This is a genomic window from Corallococcus sp. CA054B (genome assembly GCF_003611625.1).
Taxonomy (GTDB): Bacteria; Myxococcota; Myxococcia; order Myxococcales; family Myxococcaceae; genus Corallococcus; species Corallococcus coralloides.
This window is the reverse complement of the sequence record NZ_RAVY01000013.1, coordinates 45,817-63,609: the sequence shown is the minus strand read 5'-3', so window position 1 is coordinate 63,609 and position 17,793 is coordinate 45,817. Positions and strand designations below refer to the sequence as shown.

The window sequence follows — 17,793 nt, the reverse complement described above, 5'->3', positions numbered from 1 at the left end:
CGTTGAGAGAAGGCCGTTCGTCGGAAGCGGCGCCGCCGTGCCATTCGTTCGCATGCTGTCTGTCCTGGCGACGTTGTCGATGCCTGGAGTCAGCGCCGCGGGTGATTTGCTGGGAAGCAGTCGAGGCGGCTCGGCGCAGTGGGACTTCTGCTATGGCAGACCGGACAGCGCGCTCTTGCCGGTGGATCCTCGGACCCTGGTGCAGCCCGGTATCAGTGACGGGCGGGCGGTGCACTTCAATGCCTACTGGAAGAACTGTCATGTCGACCCGGAGGCCGTGAAGGAGCAGGGAGCGGCGAAGACCTGTGGCGAACTGCGTGCGCGCTTCGCGCATGGCGAGGGGCTTCTGACCAACGGCCATCCCGGCGTGGGCGTGCTGTTCACCGGCACCGACTACACGCGGCCCGAGGCTGCGTTCGGCATCGCCACCTTCTCCGCTGCGCAGTACAACGAGCTGTGGCGCGTCTGGGGCTTTCCCTTCCGTCCCGACAACTTCGACACCCTGGTCGCCCAGCGCTATGGGTCGGGGCTGAACACCGGGCGCAATCCCTATCCATTGCCCGGGCAGCTTCCGAACCTCTCCAACGGCGGGAGCGGGCAGCTGCCGCAGATGCTCACGCAGCTCCGCAACCCGGATGGGAGCTGGAGCGGCCGCATCGGTGTCACCTGTCACGCCTGTCACAGCGGCATGGTGGGCAAGCCCGGGGACGGCCCGGGCTTGGGGGTGCAGGTGGGCGGCGGCAGCAGCCTGGCGGACCTGGACCTGTTCCTGAGCGACCTGTTGCCCCTGGGCTACCCGGCGTCGCTGGCCACGTTCCTGAACCTCAACCGGACCCGTGGCACCAACAACGCCAGCGACATCAACCTCGCCTTCCTGTTCCCGGACGAGAACCTGCTGACGCCTTCCGAGGTGATTGGCCTCATCAACTCCGGCTCGACCGCCGGAATGGATACGCCCGCCTGGTGGAACATGGGGCACCGGCCGGTGAAGTTCGTCGACGGTGTGTTCCCGATGGATGCGCCGCGCGTGGACATGGTGTTCTACACGCCGTTCATCGGCCTGTTCGGAAGCGCCGGCGGGCCGTTGAGTGAAGCGGGACAGGACTGGATGCGGGACAACGGCCCGGCGCTCAACACCTGGGTCGATTCCCTCAAGTCCCCGCCCTATCCACTGCCCATCAACCAGGCGCTGGCCGAACAGGGGGCGGTGCTGTTCCACACGCTCGACATGTGGGCACCGGGGCGCAACAACACCGTGCCGCGACCGCAGGGCAACGGCTCGTGCGCGAGCTGCCATGGGGCCTACGCGCCTCGCTACGTCAACAACCCGGCCTTCCTGGCGACACCGGCGCTGGAGGGCATGGCGAGCTACATCGCCCCTCTGAGAATCATTGGCACCGACCCGGTCCGGGTGAATACCAATAACGCGGCGGTCCAGTCCGCGGGCGCCAAGAACTTCTTCGGCTATCCCACGACGGCTGGCACCGCCAACGACTGTGGTCCGCAGAACCAGCCGCACATCCGAGGCAATCGGGAGCCCGGCTACCTCGCGCCGCCGCTGTACGGGGTCTGGGCCACCGCGCCGTACCTCCACAACGGCTCGGTTCCCAATGTCTGGGAGGTGCTCAAGCCCGCTGACCGCAAGCCCATCTGGCGCCGGGTCTCCGCGCCGCCGCGGTGGGATCAGCCGCTGACCGTCATGGGCTTCGACACGGACCTGCAGCGCGCCTACGACGCCACCAGGCTCGGTTGGAAGTACGACACCATCCCCTGCAAGTGGCGCACGCCCCTGAATCCAGCGGTGTCGCCGTACATCAACTGCCAGCCGGGCGACGAGTTCACCACCCCCCTGGCGCAGGAGATGATGAGCGTGCTCTTCAGCAACCTGGCCGTTTCCTGGAACATCCTCTTCCCGCCCACCCGCACGCGGCAGCAGCTGGAGGACCGGAAGATCTACAACACCAACGCCTTCGGCCAGGACAATGGCGGCCACGAGTTCAACTCCGTGCTCACCGACCCGGAGCGGCTGGCCATCATCGAGTACCTCAAGACGCTCTGACGCGAGAGCGGGGGGCACGGGCGTGGGACGCGGCCCTCGGCGGTCCGCGCCCCATTCCGGGGGAAGAAGCGCCCCGACGGCCCCTGGGGAGGGTGCTCTCCGGTACAGTGTGGTACGAAAGATCCAGTTCTGGAACCGGAGGCTGCGTTGAAGTTGTTTCGAGTGTGTCTGACTTCGCTGTTGGTGTTGGTCGTCGCGTGCGGTGGTGATTCGACTTCTCCGGAGGCGCCCGACGCCGGGCAGTCCCGGCCGGACGCGGGCTCCCAGACGCCCGACTCAGGCGATCCGCTGCCGGACTCCGGCACCGAGACTCCGGATGCGGGCTCGGAGACGCCTGACTCCGGCACCGAGACGCCTGACTCCGGCACCGAGACGCCGGACGCGGGCTCGGAGACTCCTGACTCCGGCACCGAGACGCCTGACGCGGGCTCCGAGACTCCTGATTCCGGCACTGAAACGCCTGACGCGGGCTCCGAGACGCCGGACGCGGGCGGGCCCGCCGACGCGAACGTCATCGACAACGGGGGCTTCGAGGAGTGGTCCGGTGCGCTTCCGGCGCTGTGGTCCGGGAGCACGACGAACATCGAAACCGTGGTGCAGAAGGTCACATCGCAGCCCTTCGAGGGCGTGAACGCGGCCCGGCTGATCAACACCCTGACCGCGCACCGCCGCTTCAGCACCGCGGCGAAGTCCATGCCCGCGGGCCGCTACTCCTGCACCTACCAGGCTCGGGGGACCGGTGAGGTCCGCAACGGCTTCTTCGGCACCGACTTCTCCAGCTATTCGTCCTACACCTCCATCGACAGCCGGACGTGGACCCAGGTGAGCTACAACTTCAACCTGGCCAGCTCCGTCTTCGACACCTTCGAGCTCATCTTCAGCGTCCGGAACACCAGCGGCGACCACCTGCTCATCGACAACGTGCGCTGTGTGCGGGCCCCCGAGCCGTGCGACGCGGTCACCTGCGAGGCCTGGGCGCGTTGCGACAACGCCACCGCGACCTGCCAGCCGCTCTCCGGCCGCTGCGACGACTCCATGGACTGCCGCGAGTGGCAGGCCTGCGACGCGACCCACACCTGCGTGACCGCAGGGGACCGCTGCACCCGCCACGCGGATTGCGCGGGGACCCCGGAGACGCCTGTCTGCGACACCGCCTCGCACCTCTGCATCGAGGGCGACCCCTGCGCCGGCGTCACGTGCAGCAACCCGGCGACGAGCTGTAATCCCACCACGGGCGTGTGCGAGCTGGCCGAAGGCGCCTGCTTCACGACGTATGACTGCAAGGGCGCCCTGCCCGCCTGCGACCCGGCCACCCGCCGCTGCGTGGCGGCCGAGCACTCCGCGAACATCATCCGCAACGGCGGCTTCGAGAACTGGAGCACCCGCAACATCCCCTACTACGGGAACAACTACGTCCCGGACTATTGGTACGGCCTGGACAACGGCATCACGGACCCGGGCACGGAGATCAAGCCCTCGCGCCTCGCGCACTACACGAGCGCGGTGCACGGCGGCTCGGCGGCGCTGCAGTTCGTGGTGCCCATCCAGATCGCTGAGCGCTTCACGACCGAGAAGTTCAACGTGCCGACGGGCAACTACTCCTGCTCGTACCGCGTGCGCGGCCACGGCAGCATCCGCCACCGCAGCTACTCGAGCGGCGGCTGGAGCCCGCAGACGGACTTCATCACGGTGGACAGCGACGAGTGGCAGCCGGTGTTCTTCCGCTTCACCGGCAACGTGCGCGACTGGCGCCTGTTCTTCTATCCGAGCCGCAGCGTCGCCGACCGCGACCACCTCCAGGTCGACGACGTCGTCTGCACGAAGGACTAGGAAGCGTTGCTGAAGTGAAGGGAGCGATGGGGCGTGAAGCCTCATCGCTCCCCAGGCAACGGCTTGAGCCGGCTCAAAGGCTTCAGCTGACGTGGAATGGCACCATCCGCTCGAACTCGCGGCTGGGGACTCCGATGACGGAGTACGCCGGAGACTGGATGGGCGGCATGGTGCGCAGGATGCGGCGGTGGAAGGTCGGGTAGCTGGCCGTGAACTTCCCTTCGTTCCAGACGCGCAACAGCTTGGCGGTGAAGAGGCCGTTGTATTCGCCGTCGCTGGAGAGCTGGTTGTCCTGGCAGCCGGAGATGAGCAGCACCGTGGCCTTCAGCGTCAGCCTGGGGTCATCCTTGGGCAACCCCTTCAGGATGGCGTCGTACATCTGCTTGTTCTCGCGGTACGTGCGCCGCTCGATGCCCAGGGGCATCTCCTTGAAGCGCCGCTCCGCGGGCACCGTCGTCCGCATCGAATCCGCCAGCAGCTGCAGGCTGCCGCTGGAGCGCAGGGCCGCGTAGGCCACGCTGCTCACCGAACCGCTGTGGCAGCTGTCGGAGAGCATGAAGACCCGCACGCCCGCCTTGAGCTTCCCCATCGCCTGGTAGATTTCGTCGTCGACGAGCTCCCCGTCATACAGACACCACGTCTCATCCAGGCCGTCGTCCTCGTCGCCGTTCATGTCGGGGAGCTGGCCGCCGTGCCCCGAGTAGGTGAACAGCAGCAGGTCCCCCGCCTGGAGCACCGACGCCGCCTCGCCCAGCTCCGCGAGCACCTTGGCGCGCGTGGCGTCCTTCGTGAGGAAGGGGCGGACGCGGCTGAACCCCTGCGCATTCGCGATGCTGACCATGTCCTCGGCGTCCGCTTCGCACGCCAGCAGCTGGCCATCCCAGCCCCCGTAGTGCTTCGGATCCACCGCGTTCAAACCGATGTTGATGGAATATCCCTGCGCCATGACTGTCATTGCCTCCTTCACTCACGGTGGAGACGGAAGGCCGGGATGCCAGGGAGGAGGCGGCGCGCGCCGTGTCCTTCCGGCCCTTTGCCGACCGGGAGCCCGGGGCTCGCTCCCTCCGCTCCCGTGTGACACGACAGGTTAAGTAGGGCCCCTGGCTGTGACCTGACACGCCACGCGTCCTGGCCTCGCGGTGCCCTGCCCAGAGGAGGGACCTCCGGGGCGAAGGGGGGCTCGGTGGGTGCAAGCGCGACCCGCGCCGGGCTGGCTCCCTCTCCTGCCCGGCGTGCCCGGCCGCCGGATGTCAGTCACACGGACAGTGCATTAGGCTCGGGGCCACATGGTCAAGATCTCCGGCTCCCCTGGCCCCAAGGCGACGCGCGTCGCGAGTGTGGACACGCCTGTCACGCAGGCGCCCTCCGCCGCGACCGTGGCGCCCTCGCGCCGCTCCAATGCCACTTCGTCCATGGCCGCCGCCGTCTCCGCGGGCGCGAAGCCCCCGGCACAGCGGAAGACGGAGCAGCAGCTCTCCGCCCTCCCGGAGGGCCCCATGCGGCAGGCCCTGTTGAAGGCGCTTTCGAGCGGCATGTCCCCCGCCGACGTGGGCGCGGTCGCCACCGCGGTGGGGGGACTCAGCCCCGCGCAACAGAAGGAACTGTCGACCCTGCTGTCGAAGGCGGGCGTCAGCGCCAAGGCCTCCCCCCGCTCCGACGCGGACGCGGAACGCACCTTCCTCCTCAAGGCCGTGGCGGGCGGCGCTTCCGGCGCGCCGCTCAAGCGGCTGGCGGATCAGATTCGCGGGCGGCCCCCTTCCCATCAGGGCTTCTCCTTCAACCCGCTGTCCGTGTCCGCGGGAGCCACGAAGCGCTCGGCCCCCACCAGCGCCGTGGACACCGCCGCGGCGAAGCTCAAGACGGCGATGGATGACATCTGGGGCACCGACGAGGCCGCCGTCTTCGAGGCCCTGGAGGGCCTGGAGCCCTCCCAGCTCAAGCAGGTGGCGGAGAAGTACGAGAAGCTGACCGGCACCCCGCTGGAGGACGCGCTCCACCTGGAGCTGGAAGGCGCGGACCTGAAGCGCGCGCTCTCGGCGCTCCAGCCGCAAGCAGCGGCCGCTCCTTCCGCGCCGGTGCAGGCCTCCACCAAGGCCGCCGCGACCACGAAGGTCACCGCCGCGTCCGTCAGCGACATCCAGAAGAACCTCGACGCCATCCAGGTGACGTCCAAGGACGAGGGCACCATTCAGCGCGGCAACGCCGTCGAGCTCAACGAGCTCATCCCCCGCAACGTCGCGACCCTGAAGCCCCCCAAGGCGAAGGCCTACGCCCCGTTGAAGAAGGCAGTCGAGGCGCGCAACAAGGCGGAGGCCGCCGTCAACGCGGCCACCACCGAGCCCGCGAAGAAGGCCGCGCAGGAGAAGCTCAAGGCCGCGGAGGAGACCGTCAAGGCCGAGGGGGAGAAGGTCAAGGAGTGGCTGAGGAAGAACATTGGCGACAATCCCGCCCTCCGCGATGCCAGGGCAGCGGTGAAGGTCTCCGAACGCGCGCTCGCCAGGCTGGAGGCGAAGCAGAAGAAGGCGAAGGTTCCCAAGGACCCCGTCGAGGCGGAGAAGTTCCGGCAGTCCCAGAAGACGGCGCTCGACGCGGCGAAGGTGAAGGTCACCGACGCGCAGGCCCGGATGAAGACCGTGAAGGACGGGCTGCTCGCCCGGGTCGACGCGTACGCGCCCATGGTCCCCGTGAAGCAGACCCGTTCGGACGTCACGGTGAATGGGACCACCGTGCGCATGCGGGATGGCCGAGAGACGGCCTACACGAACTCGTGGAACGCGGTGGATGGCGGCGCCGTCTCGGGGGACTCGGCCGCGCAGGTCACGTCCCAGTTGGAGAAGAGCGGCATCAGCGAGGACCGGCGGAAGATCCTCGGGTCCATCTCCGGCCTGGAGGGCACCTTCAGCAAGGTGAACACCTGGGACATCGGGCGCGTGTCGTGGGGCTTCACCCAGTGGACGCTCGGAAAGAATGGCAACGGGACGCTCGCCGAGTTCATGCGGGACCTGAAGAAGACCGACCCGGCGCAGTACGAGAAGAGCTTCGGCAGGTTCGGCATCGACATTGGCAAGGAGGGCGTGGTGCTCACCCGGCCGGACGGCACGGTGCTCAAGGGCGTTGAAGCGGCCGAGGCCATCCGCACCGACGTGAAGCTGTCCGCCATCTTCATGGCCGCCGGCGCCGACCCGGCCATGCAGCAGGCTCAAATCAAGTTCGCCAACGAGGGGAAGATCTCCGGCACCCGCGACAGGTCGGTGTCCGGGACGGGCAAGGACGCGGAGGGCCATTCCAAGACCGCGAAGCTGAAGCTCAAGGACGTCGTCACCAGCGAGTACGGCACCGCCATCCTGACCGACCTGGCGGTCAACGCCGGGTCGGGCGGAAGGGTCGCCGCCGCCGCGCTGGAGAAGTACGTGAAGGACAAGGGCGTGGACCCCGCCAGGGTGAAGGACTGGGGGCCGGACGCGGAGAAGGCCATCATCGCCGCGCTGGAGCACGCGTCGCGCTCGGAGCGGCTGGCGCACCATGCGAAGGTGGGGTTCAGCAAGGAGCCCGGCTCCTTCACGGACTGACGGCACAAGGCCCCTTCCCCACGCACGCGGGAAAGGGGCCTCGGGTTTCAACACGACCGTGGGTGATTCAGCTCCGGCGGCGGCGGCTCACCGCCAGCGGCAGCCCCGCCAGCGCGAGCGCCCAGAACGGAGCGCTGCTCGCGGCGGCGCAGCCTCCGCCCTCATCCTCGCCGCCGCCCGGCTGCTCCGCCACGGGCGAGCCATTGCCCACCTTGATGCTCAGCTTCGTGGACGCCGCGCGGTCGCCGTCGCTCTTCTGGTCCGCGTTCGCCGAGTTGCCCGCGCCGAAGAGGTTGAGCGTGACGTCCGTGGCGGGCGAGACGAGCGAGAAGTTGAAGCGCAGCTCCGTGCCCGTGAAGGCCTGGGGCGCGGAGTGGGACAGCTCGGTGCCCAGCTTCTTCAACCCGGTGCCGGCCACGAGGCTGGCCCCCGCGCCGTCCACGGCGATGCCCGCGCCGCCCGTCTTCGCGGCCCCGCCCCGGATGATGAGGGTGTACTGGCCGGTGGCGCCCTTCTCCAGCGTCGAGGGGCCCTCGAACTCCACGGTGGGGGCCTCGCCGCCCTTGTGGCAGGTGTTGCAGGTCGCCGTGTCCTTTCCGGAGTTGCCGCTGATGCCCGTGCTGGTGGCGAAGGCGGACGTCGCCCCCAACAGCGCAATGACAAACACGCCCGCGTGACGCATCGAATTGCTGTTCATGGTCTTGTGTCCTGGGACTAGCGCAGCTGGAGGAAGGAAAAGGACAGGCCCTGCGTCTTCACCGTGGGCTTGCCGTTGTCGCCCAGCACCCGGAAGGTGGTGGACGAAGCGCCGGCGCCGAACTCGGTGTAGAGCGTCTGGTTCTCGGACTCGAAGAGGAAGACGCTGCCGGAGGTGGACGGGAAGTCGGCCTTCCGCGTCGCGGTCAGCGTGGCCAGGTTCAGCTCCCACCACTGCCAGCCGGTGCCGCTCGCGAGCGTGCGCGGATGCGAACCCTCCGGCACCGGAGTGATGCTCTCGTCGAGCACGCGCACGTACGCCATTCCCGGCGTGTGGCTGGGGATGAGCGCGCCCGCGGTGCCACCGCCCACCAGCTCCGCCAGCGAGCGATAGAAGGTCTTGTCGAAGTCGCGCGTCGCAGGGTCGAACCGGAGCAGGCAGGGCTCCGGCGACTCCTCGCCCACCACCCGGCGCGACGCCGCGCCGTAGGCCTCCGTCGCGATGTACACCTTGCCGTCCGTGCCGAGCGCGGCGTCGTGCGTGTAGCCGCAGCGGTCATCCGTCGCGAGCGTGACGGCGTCCGTCGCCGTGTCGATGGAGACCACGCCCGCCTTCTTCGTGACGCTGTTGCCCTCCACCGGCCGCCAGCCCACGGGCATGAGGATCTGCCCACCGGTCTGTACGACGGCGCCGGAGAACGCCATGACCGTGTCCGGGAGGACCAGGGCATCCAGCGGGCGCGTGCCCGTCACGGTCATGTCCTTGGGGTTCCAGATGACGATCTTCGCGGCGTTACCGTCGAAGAAGTACGCCTTCGTCTCCGAGACGAACTGGAAGTTGGCCTGGTACTCGCCCAGCGACGTCACGCCCTGGGGCGCGAAGCTCACGGTGCCCGAGGCCTCCAGCTTCCCCGCGCTGTTCAGCGTGTAGCGGGTCACCGTGGCGCTCACGTCGCTCACCACGTAGACGGAGCCCGTCTTCGGGATGCCCACGCCCAGCGCGCGGCCAGAAATCTTGATGGCACCGTCCAGCGACAGCGTCGCGGCCTTCTCCGCGTCCGGCGTCACCAGGACGTAGCTGTCGGAGGGGTCCTCCGCGAGCATCTGGGTGGTGATGGCGTACAGCGGACCGTTCGTGTCCGTTCCTTCCTCTTCGTCGTCGCCGCAGCCCACGAACAGGGACAGGGCAATCGCCGCGGTGGAGAGTCGCAAGGAACGCAAGGCAAACAGATGCTTCATCAGCAATGGCCTCTTGGAGTGGGGGGATGAGCGCCTGCCCTTTCCAGCCGGGACGGGGACCCGGATATGAAAACGATAAGCATTCTCAATTTCACCCCCTCTAGAGGTCTGGACGCGTGATGTCAAGAAAGAGACGTGTTCTCCTTGAACCCGGACTACCTTGGGCCGGGTGGGCCCCGGGCACTCGCCCCTATAGTCGCCTCATGAAGGAAGCTTCCGCCCCGCTCCGCTCCATCGTCGCGCTGCCCCTGACGCCGGAGGGCTTCGCTCCGTTTGGCGACGTCGTGTCGGCCGGGCTCAAGAGCGGCGCTTCGGCGAACCAGGGCACCGCGGTGCGCTTCGACTGGTCGGCGCGGCTGGAGAACGGCCGGCCGGGTGCGCAGCCCAACCTCGCGGTGTTCCGCTCCGTGCCGCAGCCGCTTCCCTTCACCGTGAAGCTGCTCGAACACCATCCGCGGTCCAGCCAGGCGTTCCTGCCCATGCGCTGCTCGCGCTTCCTCGTCTGCGTCGCGCCGACCGCGCCTTCGGGCGGACCCGACCTGGACGGGCTCGTGGCGTTCGTCTGCGGCCCCGGCCAGGGCGTGAACTACCACCGGGGCGTGTGGCACCACCCCATCATCGCGCTCGATGAGCCGGCCGAGTTCGCGATGCTGGCGTGGGAGGACGGGGGCGCGGAGGACTGCGTCGTGCGGCAGTTCTCCACGCCCGTCTCCGTCGTCGTCGGGGGCTGAGCGGTCCCCTACCCTTCCGTCTTCGGCTGACGCGCGAGCCACGCGCGCCACTCCTCGGCCGTTTCGTACTGCTCACCGGAGAGCTGCTTCAGCACCAGGACCGCGGGGTCGCGGTTGATGGGCAACGTGAGCGCGGACATCCGGACCAGGTGGTCTCCCAGTTGGCGGAGCAGCCCGGCACGCTGCGCCTTCAGCGCCTCGGGTGAAAGGTCGTCCAGCAGGTAGTTGAGGAGGTGCGTCGCCTTGTTGCGGTCACTCGCCTTCGGCATCGTCACCGCGTCCGCCACCGTCGCCACGTCCAGCAGGGGCTTCGCCGCGGCTTCCTGCGTGGACGCCAGCACCCGCAGCACGCCGTTGCGCACGCCGGACTCCGGATCCCGGATGAAGGGCTGCAGCCGTTGCGCGGTCTCCTCGAGCGTGGGTGCGTAGGCCAGCAGGTAGGCCGCCGCGACCCGCTTCTCCGGGTCCGCATCCTCGCGCAGGACGGCGGTCAACGCGTCCAGCTGCGTTGGCACCTTCGCGAGGAACTCCGGCTCGAAGGACGCGAGGTCCGGATGGCCGAACCCACCGATGCAATTCGCGACCTTGCAGCTGGAGTCTTCAGACATCTTCCCCTGCATCTGGAGTTGCTGCAGGCGCTCCACATAGTCGTTCCACCGGGCGACCAGTCCTTCCGGATCCGGGGGGTGCCCCTTGGGCGCGGGGAGGAAGCGCAGCCGGGCTGCGTCCTCGGCGTCCACCATGTCCACCACCACGAAGGCGGAGCCCTTGCGCTCCGCGGCGAAGTAGATGGACATGCCCACCTGGGCGTAGGCGAGGCCGTACTGCTCACGCAGCGCCGCCTCCTTCTGCCTGAAGATCGCGCCGCTGTGCACGATGGGCTTGCCCACCTCCAGCCCCATCAGCCGCTGGACCGCCTCCTGGTCCACCTTCCGCGAACCAAACGCATCCACCCCCATGAGCGTCATCGTCATGAAGGGCGCTTCGGGTGCCTTCGCCAGGTTGGCGCGGGCCTCCGCCACGATGCCGCTCCACGCGGGCAGCGTGTGAAGCGCCGCCAGCTCCGGGTTGTATTCGAGGTGATCCGCGTCGTAGTAGCCGCCCTGGACCGCGCGCTTCAGCACGTCCACGGCCGCGTCCGCGTGGCCCGCGAGCGAGGCGCATCCCGCGGCCCGGTAGAAGGAATCCGCGCGATCCGGCCCCTCCTGGGACGCCTCGCCGGCAGCCTGGAACCGCTCCGCGCACCGCTCGAAGTCCAGCGCCTTGTAGGCCTGCTCTGCTTCCTCCGAGAGCTGCTGGGCCCGCGCGGCCGGGTCGTCCGCCGGCTTCGGAGCATGGGCACAGCCCGCCCCCAACGCGACCACGCTCAGCGCCATCATGAATCGCATCTGGACCAACCTTTCGAGAAAGCGCGTATCTCATGCAAGCTGCGAGCAGGTTTCAAGGAGCTCAAAGCATGGCCAACGCCATCTCGAAGACCGCGTACTACACCCTGGCCTGCCGGGCGGAGGACGCGCGCAGGCCACGGCCGCTGTGCAATGACACCTTCGCGGCCCGCTTCATGGATGACGAAGCGCGGCAGATCTGGTCCCGCTTCCAGTCGTTCGACCGGCCAAACGCGAGCAACGCCGCGCGGCATCAGATCATCGACGCGCTGGTTCAGGAGGAGTTGGACCGCGCACCCGACGCGCGGGTGGTGGTGCTGGGCGCGGGCTTCGACACGCGGGCCTACCGGCTGCGCGGAGGCCGGTGGCTGGAGGTGGACGAGCCCGCCATCCTCACGCTCAAGGACGCGAAGCTGCCGGTGACGGAGGCGAAGAACCCGCTCGAGCGGCTCTCCATCGACTTCGCGACGGAGTCACTCGCCCGGAAGCTGGAGCCATACCAGGACTCGCGGCGCACGCACGTCATCATCGAGGGCGTGCTCATGTACCTATCGCACGCGCAGCGCCGGGACATGCTCGCGGTGCTCCAGCAGGTGTTCCCCCACCACGCCGTGTACTGCGACCTGATGCGCGCAAGCTTCCAGCGCGAGTACAGCCGCGAGCTGCACGCGGTGCTCGCCAGCATGGGCGCGTCCTTCCAGGACATGACGGACACGCCGGAGTCCCTCTTCCTGGAGGCGGGCTACACGGCCGCGTCCTCCACCTCCGTCCCCCTGCGCGCCCTGGAGCTGGCCGGGAAGCGCGTCCCGGCGTTCATCGTCCGGCGGTTCATGCAGCCGGTCCGCGACGGCTACCGCATCTGGAAGTTCGAGCGGCGCTGACGCGTCACTTCGCCTTGGGCGCGGAGGAGGACTGCCCCAGCGCCACGCTCCCCAGGATGAGGGTGCCCGCCACCATCATGGTGGGCGTCAGCGGCTCGCCCAGGAGCAGCCAGGCCCAGGTCAGCGCGAACAGCGGCACCAGGTAGGTGACGACGGCGGCGCGCGGCGCGCCGATGCGCTGGATGAGGCGGTAGAACACCGCGTACCCCAGGCCGGTGCAGATGACGCCCAGGGCCGCTCCCGCCAGCCAGGGGCGCATGCCAATGGACTCCGTGGGCCACGTGGCCACCGCGAAGGGCAGCAGCAGCACCGCGCCGCAGGCCAGCGTGGCGGAGGCGACCGCGGCTGCCGGCAGTCCGGCGAAGTGGCGGCGCACCAGGTTCCCTCCGATGCCGTAGAGGAACGCGCCCGTGGTCCCCGCCGCCACGGCCCAGGCGACGCTCGCGCCCGCGGACCTGCCGCTGGCCAGGACCACCACCCCGGCGAAGCCCGTGAGCAGCGCCACCGCGCGCCGGGCCCCGATGCGCTCGCCGTAGAAGACGAAGGCCACCAGGGCGGTGAAGAGCACCGCCATGCTGTTGGTGATGGCCCCGACGCCCGCGGGGGCCTGCCGCGCGGCCCAGGCGAACAGCGAGAAGGGCACCGCCGCGTTGATGACGCCCACCAGCGCCAGCCGGGGCCACAGCGCGGGAGGAATGGACGCGCGCGCACGCCAGAGGAAGGGCATCAGCACCGCCGCGCCCAGCACCAGGCGCAGCTCCACCAGGGGGATGGGACCGAAGGCCGGCGCCGCGATGCGCAGGAACAGGAAGGACGCGCCCCAGATGGCGGCCAGCCCGCCCAGCTCCAGGGGCGTGAGCCACGCCCTGTTGAAGGTAGGAGTCACGGCCTGGGGATGGGTGAGACCGGATGCGCTCATGGCGGCCCTCGTGCGAGGAAGGAATCTGATTCCTGTCTGGCCCTCTCTTCACGCCGAGGCCCTTTCTTCACAAGCGCATCCTTTCCGTGGCAGACATGAGCCAGATTTGAGGCTCGTCCCCATGCACCTGCGCACCGACCTGCTCCCCGCCCTGGCGGCCTTCGAGTCCGCCGCCCGCCACCAGAACTTCGCCCGCGCCGCGGAGGAGCTGCACCTGACCGCGAGCGCCGTCAGCCACCACGTGCGCAAGCTGGAGGACCGGCTGGGGGTCGCCCTGTTCCAGCGGCATGCCCGGGGCGTGGCCTTGACGGCCGAGGGGCGCCAGCTCGCGGACGCCGCCAGCAGCGCGCTGTCGGACATGGACCACGTGCTCGGGGGCCTCAAGCACTCACGGGGCGAGGACGCCGTGGTGCGGGTCACCACCGTGCACTCGCTGACCTACGCGTGGCTCTTGCCGCGCATGCCGGACTTCACCACGCGGCATCCGCGCGTGCGGATCCACGTGGACACGGAGATGGCGCTCACCCGCTTCGACGAGGGCGGGCCGGACCTGGGCATCCGCTATGGCCAGGGGCCCTGGCCCGGCCTCAGCGCGCAGCCGCTCATGGACGACGCCCTGTTCCCCGTGGCCTCCCCGCGGCTCGCGGGCATCGAGCACGTGCGCGACGCGGAGGGTGTAGCGAAGCTCCCGCTCATCGCGGACCTGTCCCGTCAGGGCTGGCAGGACTGGTTCCGCTCGGCGGGCGTGCGCGGGGCCCGGTTCGAGGAGCGCTACAGCTTCAGCGACACCACCGGCGCGCTGATGGCCGCGGTGCAGGGCCTGGGCGCGGCGCTGGCGCGAGAGAAGATCGCCACGCCCTACTTCGCGGACGGCCGCCTCATCCGGCTGCCCGGGCCCATCGTGCCCACCCGCGCCAGCTACTTCGTGGTGTACCCCGCGCACCGGCGGCTGCGTCCCGCCGCGCGCCTCTTCGTGGACTGGCTGCTGGCGCAGCGCGACACCACGTCGGTACCGCCACCGCTCGCGACGCAAGGCGTTGCACCGTCACGCCGGAAAGTTTCCCAACAACACGCCCCAGCCCAGGGTGACGACAAACCCTCCCAATGACATGCATTGACTTGTCTGGGAAACAGGCTCACGGTGTCCGCGCCGTTCCCTCACGAGGAGCACGCATGCGCACGTTGGTGAAGTCCCTGTTGACTGCCTCCGCTGTGTTGTCGCTGGCCCCCACGGTTGCCTTTGCCATTCCGCCCCAGTGCAGCTACATCGGTTGTCGCACCATCCTGTGCGAGGAGTCGTGCTACATCGGACTCACGTTCGAAACGACGTGTGGCGAGTACACGAACTACATGTCCTGCGGCGGGGCCGCGATTGTCTCCGAGCCCACGGCCTCCCTGACCGAGGACGCTTCGCAAGTGTGCAGCGAGGAGCACCCCGCCGCCGAGCAGTCCGTCACCGCCGACACCTGAGCCGCTCCCCCAATCCTTCCAATGACATGCAAGGAGCACGCATGCGCACGTGGGTGAAGTCCCTGTTGACGGTCTCCGCGGTGTTGTCGCTGGCTCCCACGGCTGCCTTTGCCCTGCCGCCCCAGTGCAGCAACAGCTTCTGTGAAGCCAACTCCTGCGACACGGAGTGCTACCTGGGGCCCAAGTATTCCATGACGTGTGGTGAATACATGGGCACCCCCTGTCTGAACGGGACCCCTGCGCCCTCCGAGCCCACCGCCTCCGTGACCGGAGACGAGGCCCGCCAGGCCGAGGAGGCCTCGCAGGTGTGCAGCGAGGAGCCCCCCTCCTCCGAGCAATCCCTCACCGCCGGCACCTGAGCCACGGCGGTCCGCTTCCTCGCGAGGCCCGGGCTTCATGGCCGGGCCTCGCTGTCGTTCCAGCCGTGCCCCCTACCGGCCGTGCGCTCCGACGGTGAGTCCCCCCCTCTGCCCCTCGGCGGCCAGGCATCCCCCGTACTTTCGCTTGTGCCCGCCTCCCCTGCTCCGTAGGTTGCGGGCATTTATATGGGCTCCCATACAAATCGAACGCCGACGTCCCCCGACGTGTCCGGCGAGGTGCGCGCGGCCATGGACGCCGTGCGGCGGCTGGTACGCCTGCTGCGGGTCTCCGCTCGCGCCTCCGAACGGCTGGTGGGCATCAGCGGCGCCCAGCTCTTCATCCTCCAGGAGCTGGCGGAGTCCGGGCCCTGCTCCATCAACACGCTCGCGGAGCGCACGCTCACGCACCAGAGCAGCGTGTCCGTCGTCGTCACCAAGCTGATTGAGCAGGGGCTGGTGAGCCGCCGCCGCTCCGACGAGGACGGCCGCCGCGTGGAGGTGGCGCTGGAGCCCAAGGGCCGCGCGCTGGTGCGCAAGGCGCCGCCCATGGCCCAGGCGCGGCTCATCTCCGGGTTGCGTGGGCTGAAGCCCGACGTGCGCGCGGGACTGGTCCAGGGACTGGACGCCTGGGTGCGCGCCCTGGGGCTCGACGGGGACGTGGCCCCGCTCTTCTTCGAAGAAGAAACCTCGCGCCCTTCGCGGCGCAGCAAGACACAGGAGCACACCGATGAAGAAACCTGACGTGGAACGCATCGAAGAGGGCCTGGGTGAGGGGGCAGAGGCGCGGTCCAGCCTCCCCGTGGCCCCCTCGATGGGCCCCGCGCTCGCCAGCCTGCGCACCCCTCCCATCTCCGTGGCGGTGGACTCGCGCACCGTGCTCATCAGCGGCCTGGCGGTGGTGCTCGCGATCGCCGCGGGGCTGGTGGCGCAGGGGCTGGGCGCCCTCATCCACTTCGTCACGAACCTGGCTTTCTTCGGGCGGCTGTCCTTGCAGCCGGTGTCGCCCGGGGACAACACGCTGGGCGGCTGGGTGGTGCTGGTGCCCGTAGTGGGCGCCATCCTCGTGGGGTTGATGGCGCGCTACGGCTCGCGGGCCATCCGGGGCCACGGCATCCCGGAGGCCATGGAGCAGGTGCTGTTCAACCAGAGCCGCATCCCGCCCCGCATGACGCTGCTCAAGCCGCTGTCGGCGGCGGTCGCCATTGGCACCGGCGGTCCGTTCGGCGCGGAGGGGCCCATCATCGCCACCGGTGGCGCGCTGGGCTCGCTGCTGGGACAGGTGCTCCACGTCACGGCGGACGAGCGCAAGGCGCTGCTCGCCGCAGGCGCCGCCGCGGGCATGGCCGCCACGTTCGGCGCGCCGGTGTCCGCCGTGCTCCTGGCCGTGGAGCTGCTGCTCTTCGAGTTCAAGCCCCGCTCCGTCATCCCCGTGGCCCTGGCCACCGCCACCGCCACCGGCGTGAGAATCGCCTTCATGGGCGGCGCGCCCGCGTTCGCCATCCCGGACCTGACGACTCCGTCCGGCAGCGCGCTCGCGTTCTACGGGGTGCTGGGGCTCATCATCGGCGCCGCCTCCGTGGCGTGCACGCGCGCGGTGTACTGGCTGGAGGACATGTTCGAGAAGCTGCCCCTCCACTGGATGTGGTGGCCCGCGCTGGGCGCCATCGTCGTGGGCGTGGTGGGCTACTTCTCCCCGCGCACGCTGGGCGTGGGCTACACCAACATCGAGGACATCCTGTCCGGCCGCTTCGTGGGCACGGCGATGCTCCTCTTCTGCGCGCTCAAGTTCATCTCCTGGTCCGTCGCGCTGGGAAGCGGCACGTCAGGTGGCACGCTGGCGCCCATCTTCACGCTGGGCGGCGGCCTGGGCTCCGGCCTGGGGCTCCTGGCCACGCAGCTGTTCCCCAGCCTGGGCGTGGACGTGCGCGTCGCGGCGCTGGTGGGCATGGCCGCCCTCTTCGCGGGAGCGTCACGCGCGCTGCTCGCGTCGGTGGTGTTCGCCTTCGAGACCACGCGGCAGCCGCTGGGCCTGCTGCCGCTGCTCGCCGGCTGCGCGGCGTCCTACCTGGTGTCCGCGCTGCTCATGCGGCACTCCATCATGACGGAGAAGCTGGCCCGCCGCGGCGCCCGCATCCCCACGGAGCTGGGCGCGGACGCGCTGGGGACGGCGCTCGTGCGCGACCACGGCCTCAAGGTCGTGGTGACGCTCCAGGGGGACATGCTCCTGGAAGAGGTGCGCGCGTGGCTCGCGTCCGACGCCTCGGGCTCCAAGCACCAGGGCTTCCCCGTCGTGTCGCGGGAAGGGACGCTCGTGGGCGTCGTCACGCGCAGGGACCTGCTGGATGGCCACGGAAGCGAAGGCCGGCGGCTGCGGGACGTGGTGAAGCGGCCGCCCGCGGTCGTCTTCGATGACAGCTCCCTGCGCGAGGCGGCGGACCTGATGATGGACGAAGGAGTGGGCCGTCTGCCCGTCGTCACCCGCACGCGGCCCCAGCAGGTCGTGGGCATCCTCACCCGCAGCGACCTGCTCGCGGGCCACCGGCAGCGTCTGGCGAACGCCCGCACCCGCGAGCGCGGCCTGGGCCCCGCGCGTCCCCCGGCCCCCCGGCCCGCGTGAGCGGAGCGCTCCGGCCCAGGTCCTCGCGGCGACCCGGG

15 protein-coding genes are annotated in these 17,793 nt (G+C 69.6%); 10 read left to right on the top strand and 5 right to left on the bottom strand.

The window, feature by feature from the left end:
- The first annotated feature begins 37 nt into the window (after positions 1–37).
- Positions 38–2,059, top strand: a complete 2,022-nt coding sequence (locus D7V80_RS05685; protein WP_304987096.1) for a hypothetical protein — start codon at positions 38–40, stop codon at positions 2,057–2,059.
- 147 nt (positions 2,060–2,206) lie between these two features.
- Complete coding sequence (locus tag D7V80_RS05680) at positions 2,207–3,889, top strand: invertase recombinase-like protein (protein WP_120587184.1); 1,683 nt, start codon at positions 2,207–2,209, stop codon at positions 3,887–3,889.
- 82 nt (positions 3,890–3,971) lie between these two features.
- On the opposite strand, the gene D7V80_RS05675 is transcribed toward D7V80_RS05680, so the two are convergent.
- On the bottom strand, positions 3,972–4,835 hold the full coding sequence (locus tag D7V80_RS05675; protein ID WP_120587183.1) for a caspase family protein: 864 nt from the start codon (positions 4,833–4,835) through the stop codon (positions 3,972–3,974).
- Positions 4,836–5,175: 340 nt separating this feature from the next.
- Between D7V80_RS05675 and D7V80_RS05670 the strand changes: the two genes are divergently transcribed.
- A complete protein-coding gene (locus D7V80_RS05670) occupies positions 5,176–7,458 on the top strand; it encodes a hypothetical protein (protein ID WP_120587182.1) in 2,283 nt (760 codons plus the stop codon).
- A gap of 67 nt (positions 7,459–7,525) precedes the next feature.
- On the opposite strand, the gene D7V80_RS05665 is transcribed toward D7V80_RS05670, so the two are convergent.
- Together D7V80_RS05665 and D7V80_RS05660 are read right to left on the bottom strand one after the other, a co-directional pair.
- Positions 7,526–8,155 carry an MXAN_6652 family MXYO-CTERM-anchored protein gene (locus D7V80_RS05665; protein ID WP_120587181.1) on the bottom strand — a complete coding sequence of 210 codons (630 nt, stop codon included), beginning with the start codon at positions 8,153–8,155 and terminating at the stop codon, positions 7,526–7,528.
- Between the two features lie 17 nt (positions 8,156–8,172).
- Positions 8,173–9,393: an MxcI protein gene (locus tag D7V80_RS05660; RefSeq protein ID WP_120587198.1), complete on the bottom strand. Its 1,221-nt coding sequence runs from the start codon at positions 9,391–9,393 to the stop codon at positions 8,173–8,175.
- A 203-nt stretch (positions 9,394–9,596) separates the two neighbouring features.
- On the opposite strand from D7V80_RS05660, the gene D7V80_RS05655 reads away from it, so the two are divergent.
- Entirely contained in the window at positions 9,597–10,124 is a 528-nt protein-coding gene (locus D7V80_RS05655; protein WP_120587180.1) for an ureidoglycolate lyase, read from the top strand.
- Positions 10,125–10,132: 8 nt separating this feature from the next.
- Here D7V80_RS05655 and D7V80_RS05650 read toward each other — a convergent pair whose 3' ends face one another.
- On the bottom strand, positions 10,133–11,512 hold the full coding sequence (locus D7V80_RS05650) for a HEAT repeat domain-containing protein (RefSeq protein WP_120587179.1): 1,380 nt from the start codon (positions 11,510–11,512) through the stop codon (positions 10,133–10,135).
- Positions 11,513–11,580: 68 nt separating this feature from the next.
- On the opposite strand from D7V80_RS05650, the gene D7V80_RS05645 reads away from it, so the two are divergent.
- Positions 11,581–12,390 (top strand): SAM-dependent methyltransferase, encoded by an 810-nt coding sequence (locus D7V80_RS05645; protein ID WP_158616551.1) that lies wholly within the window; start codon positions 11,581–11,583, stop codon positions 12,388–12,390.
- A 4-nt stretch (positions 12,391–12,394) separates the two neighbouring features.
- On the opposite strand, the gene D7V80_RS05640 is transcribed toward D7V80_RS05645, so the two are convergent.
- Entirely contained in the window at positions 12,395–13,309 is a 915-nt protein-coding gene (locus tag D7V80_RS05640) for a DMT family transporter (protein ID WP_120587177.1), read from the bottom strand.
- Between the two features lie 121 nt (positions 13,310–13,430).
- Between D7V80_RS05640 and D7V80_RS05635 the strand changes: the two genes are divergently transcribed.
- The 5 genes from D7V80_RS05635 to D7V80_RS05615 all read left to right on the top strand — a co-directional run bounded on the left by D7V80_RS05635 (position 13,431) and on the right by D7V80_RS05615 (position 17,755).
- Positions 13,431–14,417 (top strand): LysR substrate-binding domain-containing protein, encoded by a 987-nt coding sequence (locus D7V80_RS05635; protein WP_120587176.1) that lies wholly within the window; start codon positions 13,431–13,433, stop codon positions 14,415–14,417.
- Between the two features lie 65 nt (positions 14,418–14,482).
- Positions 14,483–14,779 (top strand): hypothetical protein, encoded by a 297-nt coding sequence (locus D7V80_RS05630; protein ID WP_120587175.1) that lies wholly within the window; start codon positions 14,483–14,485, stop codon positions 14,777–14,779.
- Between the two features lie 41 nt (positions 14,780–14,820).
- Positions 14,821–15,138: a hypothetical protein gene (locus D7V80_RS05625; RefSeq protein ID WP_120587174.1), complete on the top strand. Its 318-nt coding sequence runs from the start codon at positions 14,821–14,823 to the stop codon at positions 15,136–15,138.
- A gap of 186 nt (positions 15,139–15,324) precedes the next feature.
- Complete coding sequence (locus D7V80_RS05620) at positions 15,325–15,879, top strand: MarR family winged helix-turn-helix transcriptional regulator (RefSeq protein ID WP_120587173.1); 555 nt, start codon at positions 15,325–15,327, stop codon at positions 15,877–15,879.
- Positions 15,866–17,755, top strand: coding sequence for a chloride channel protein (locus tag D7V80_RS05615; protein ID WP_120587172.1), 1,890 nt, complete (start codon positions 15,866–15,868; stop codon positions 17,753–17,755). Before D7V80_RS05620 ends, D7V80_RS05615 begins: the two co-directional genes overlap by 14 nt.
- Positions 17,756–17,793 lie beyond the last annotated feature (38 nt).

Coding starts and splice junctions, on each gene's coding strand:
- D7V80_RS05635 (WP_120587176.1), top strand. CDS start 13,431: ATGCACCTGCGCACCGACCTGCTCCCCGCCCTGGCGGCCTTCGAGTCC.
- D7V80_RS05655 (WP_120587180.1), top strand. CDS start 9,597: ATGAAGGAAGCTTCCGCCCCGCTCCGCTCCATCGTCGCGCTGCCCCTG.
- D7V80_RS05625 (WP_120587174.1), top strand. CDS start 14,821: ATGCGCACGTGGGTGAAGTCCCTGTTGACGGTCTCCGCGGTGTTGTCG.
- D7V80_RS05615 (WP_120587172.1), top strand. CDS start 15,866: ATGAAGAAACCTGACGTGGAACGCATCGAAGAGGGCCTGGGTGAGGGG.
- D7V80_RS05620 (WP_120587173.1), top strand. CDS start 15,325: ATGGGCTCCCATACAAATCGAACGCCGACGTCCCCCGACGTGTCCGGC.
- D7V80_RS05645 (WP_158616551.1), top strand. CDS start 11,581: ATGGCCAACGCCATCTCGAAGACCGCGTACTACACCCTGGCCTGCCGG.
- D7V80_RS05640 (WP_120587177.1), bottom strand. CDS start 13,309: ATGAGCGCATCCGGTCTCACCCATCCCCAGGCCGTGACTCCTACCTTC.
- D7V80_RS05675 (WP_120587183.1), bottom strand. CDS start 4,835: ATGGCGCAGGGATATTCCATCAACATCGGTTTGAACGCGGTGGATCCG.
- D7V80_RS05650 (WP_120587179.1), bottom strand. CDS start 11,512: ATGCGATTCATGATGGCGCTGAGCGTGGTCGCGTTGGGGGCGGGCTGT.
- D7V80_RS05660 (WP_120587198.1), bottom strand. CDS start 9,393: ATGAAGCATCTGTTTGCCTTGCGTTCCTTGCGACTCTCCACCGCGGCG.
- D7V80_RS05670 (WP_120587182.1), top strand. CDS start 5,176: ATGGTCAAGATCTCCGGCTCCCCTGGCCCCAAGGCGACGCGCGTCGCG.
- D7V80_RS05630 (WP_120587175.1), top strand. CDS start 14,483: ATGCGCACGTTGGTGAAGTCCCTGTTGACTGCCTCCGCTGTGTTGTCG.
- D7V80_RS05665 (WP_120587181.1), bottom strand. CDS start 8,155: ATGAACAGCAATTCGATGCGTCACGCGGGCGTGTTTGTCATTGCGCTG.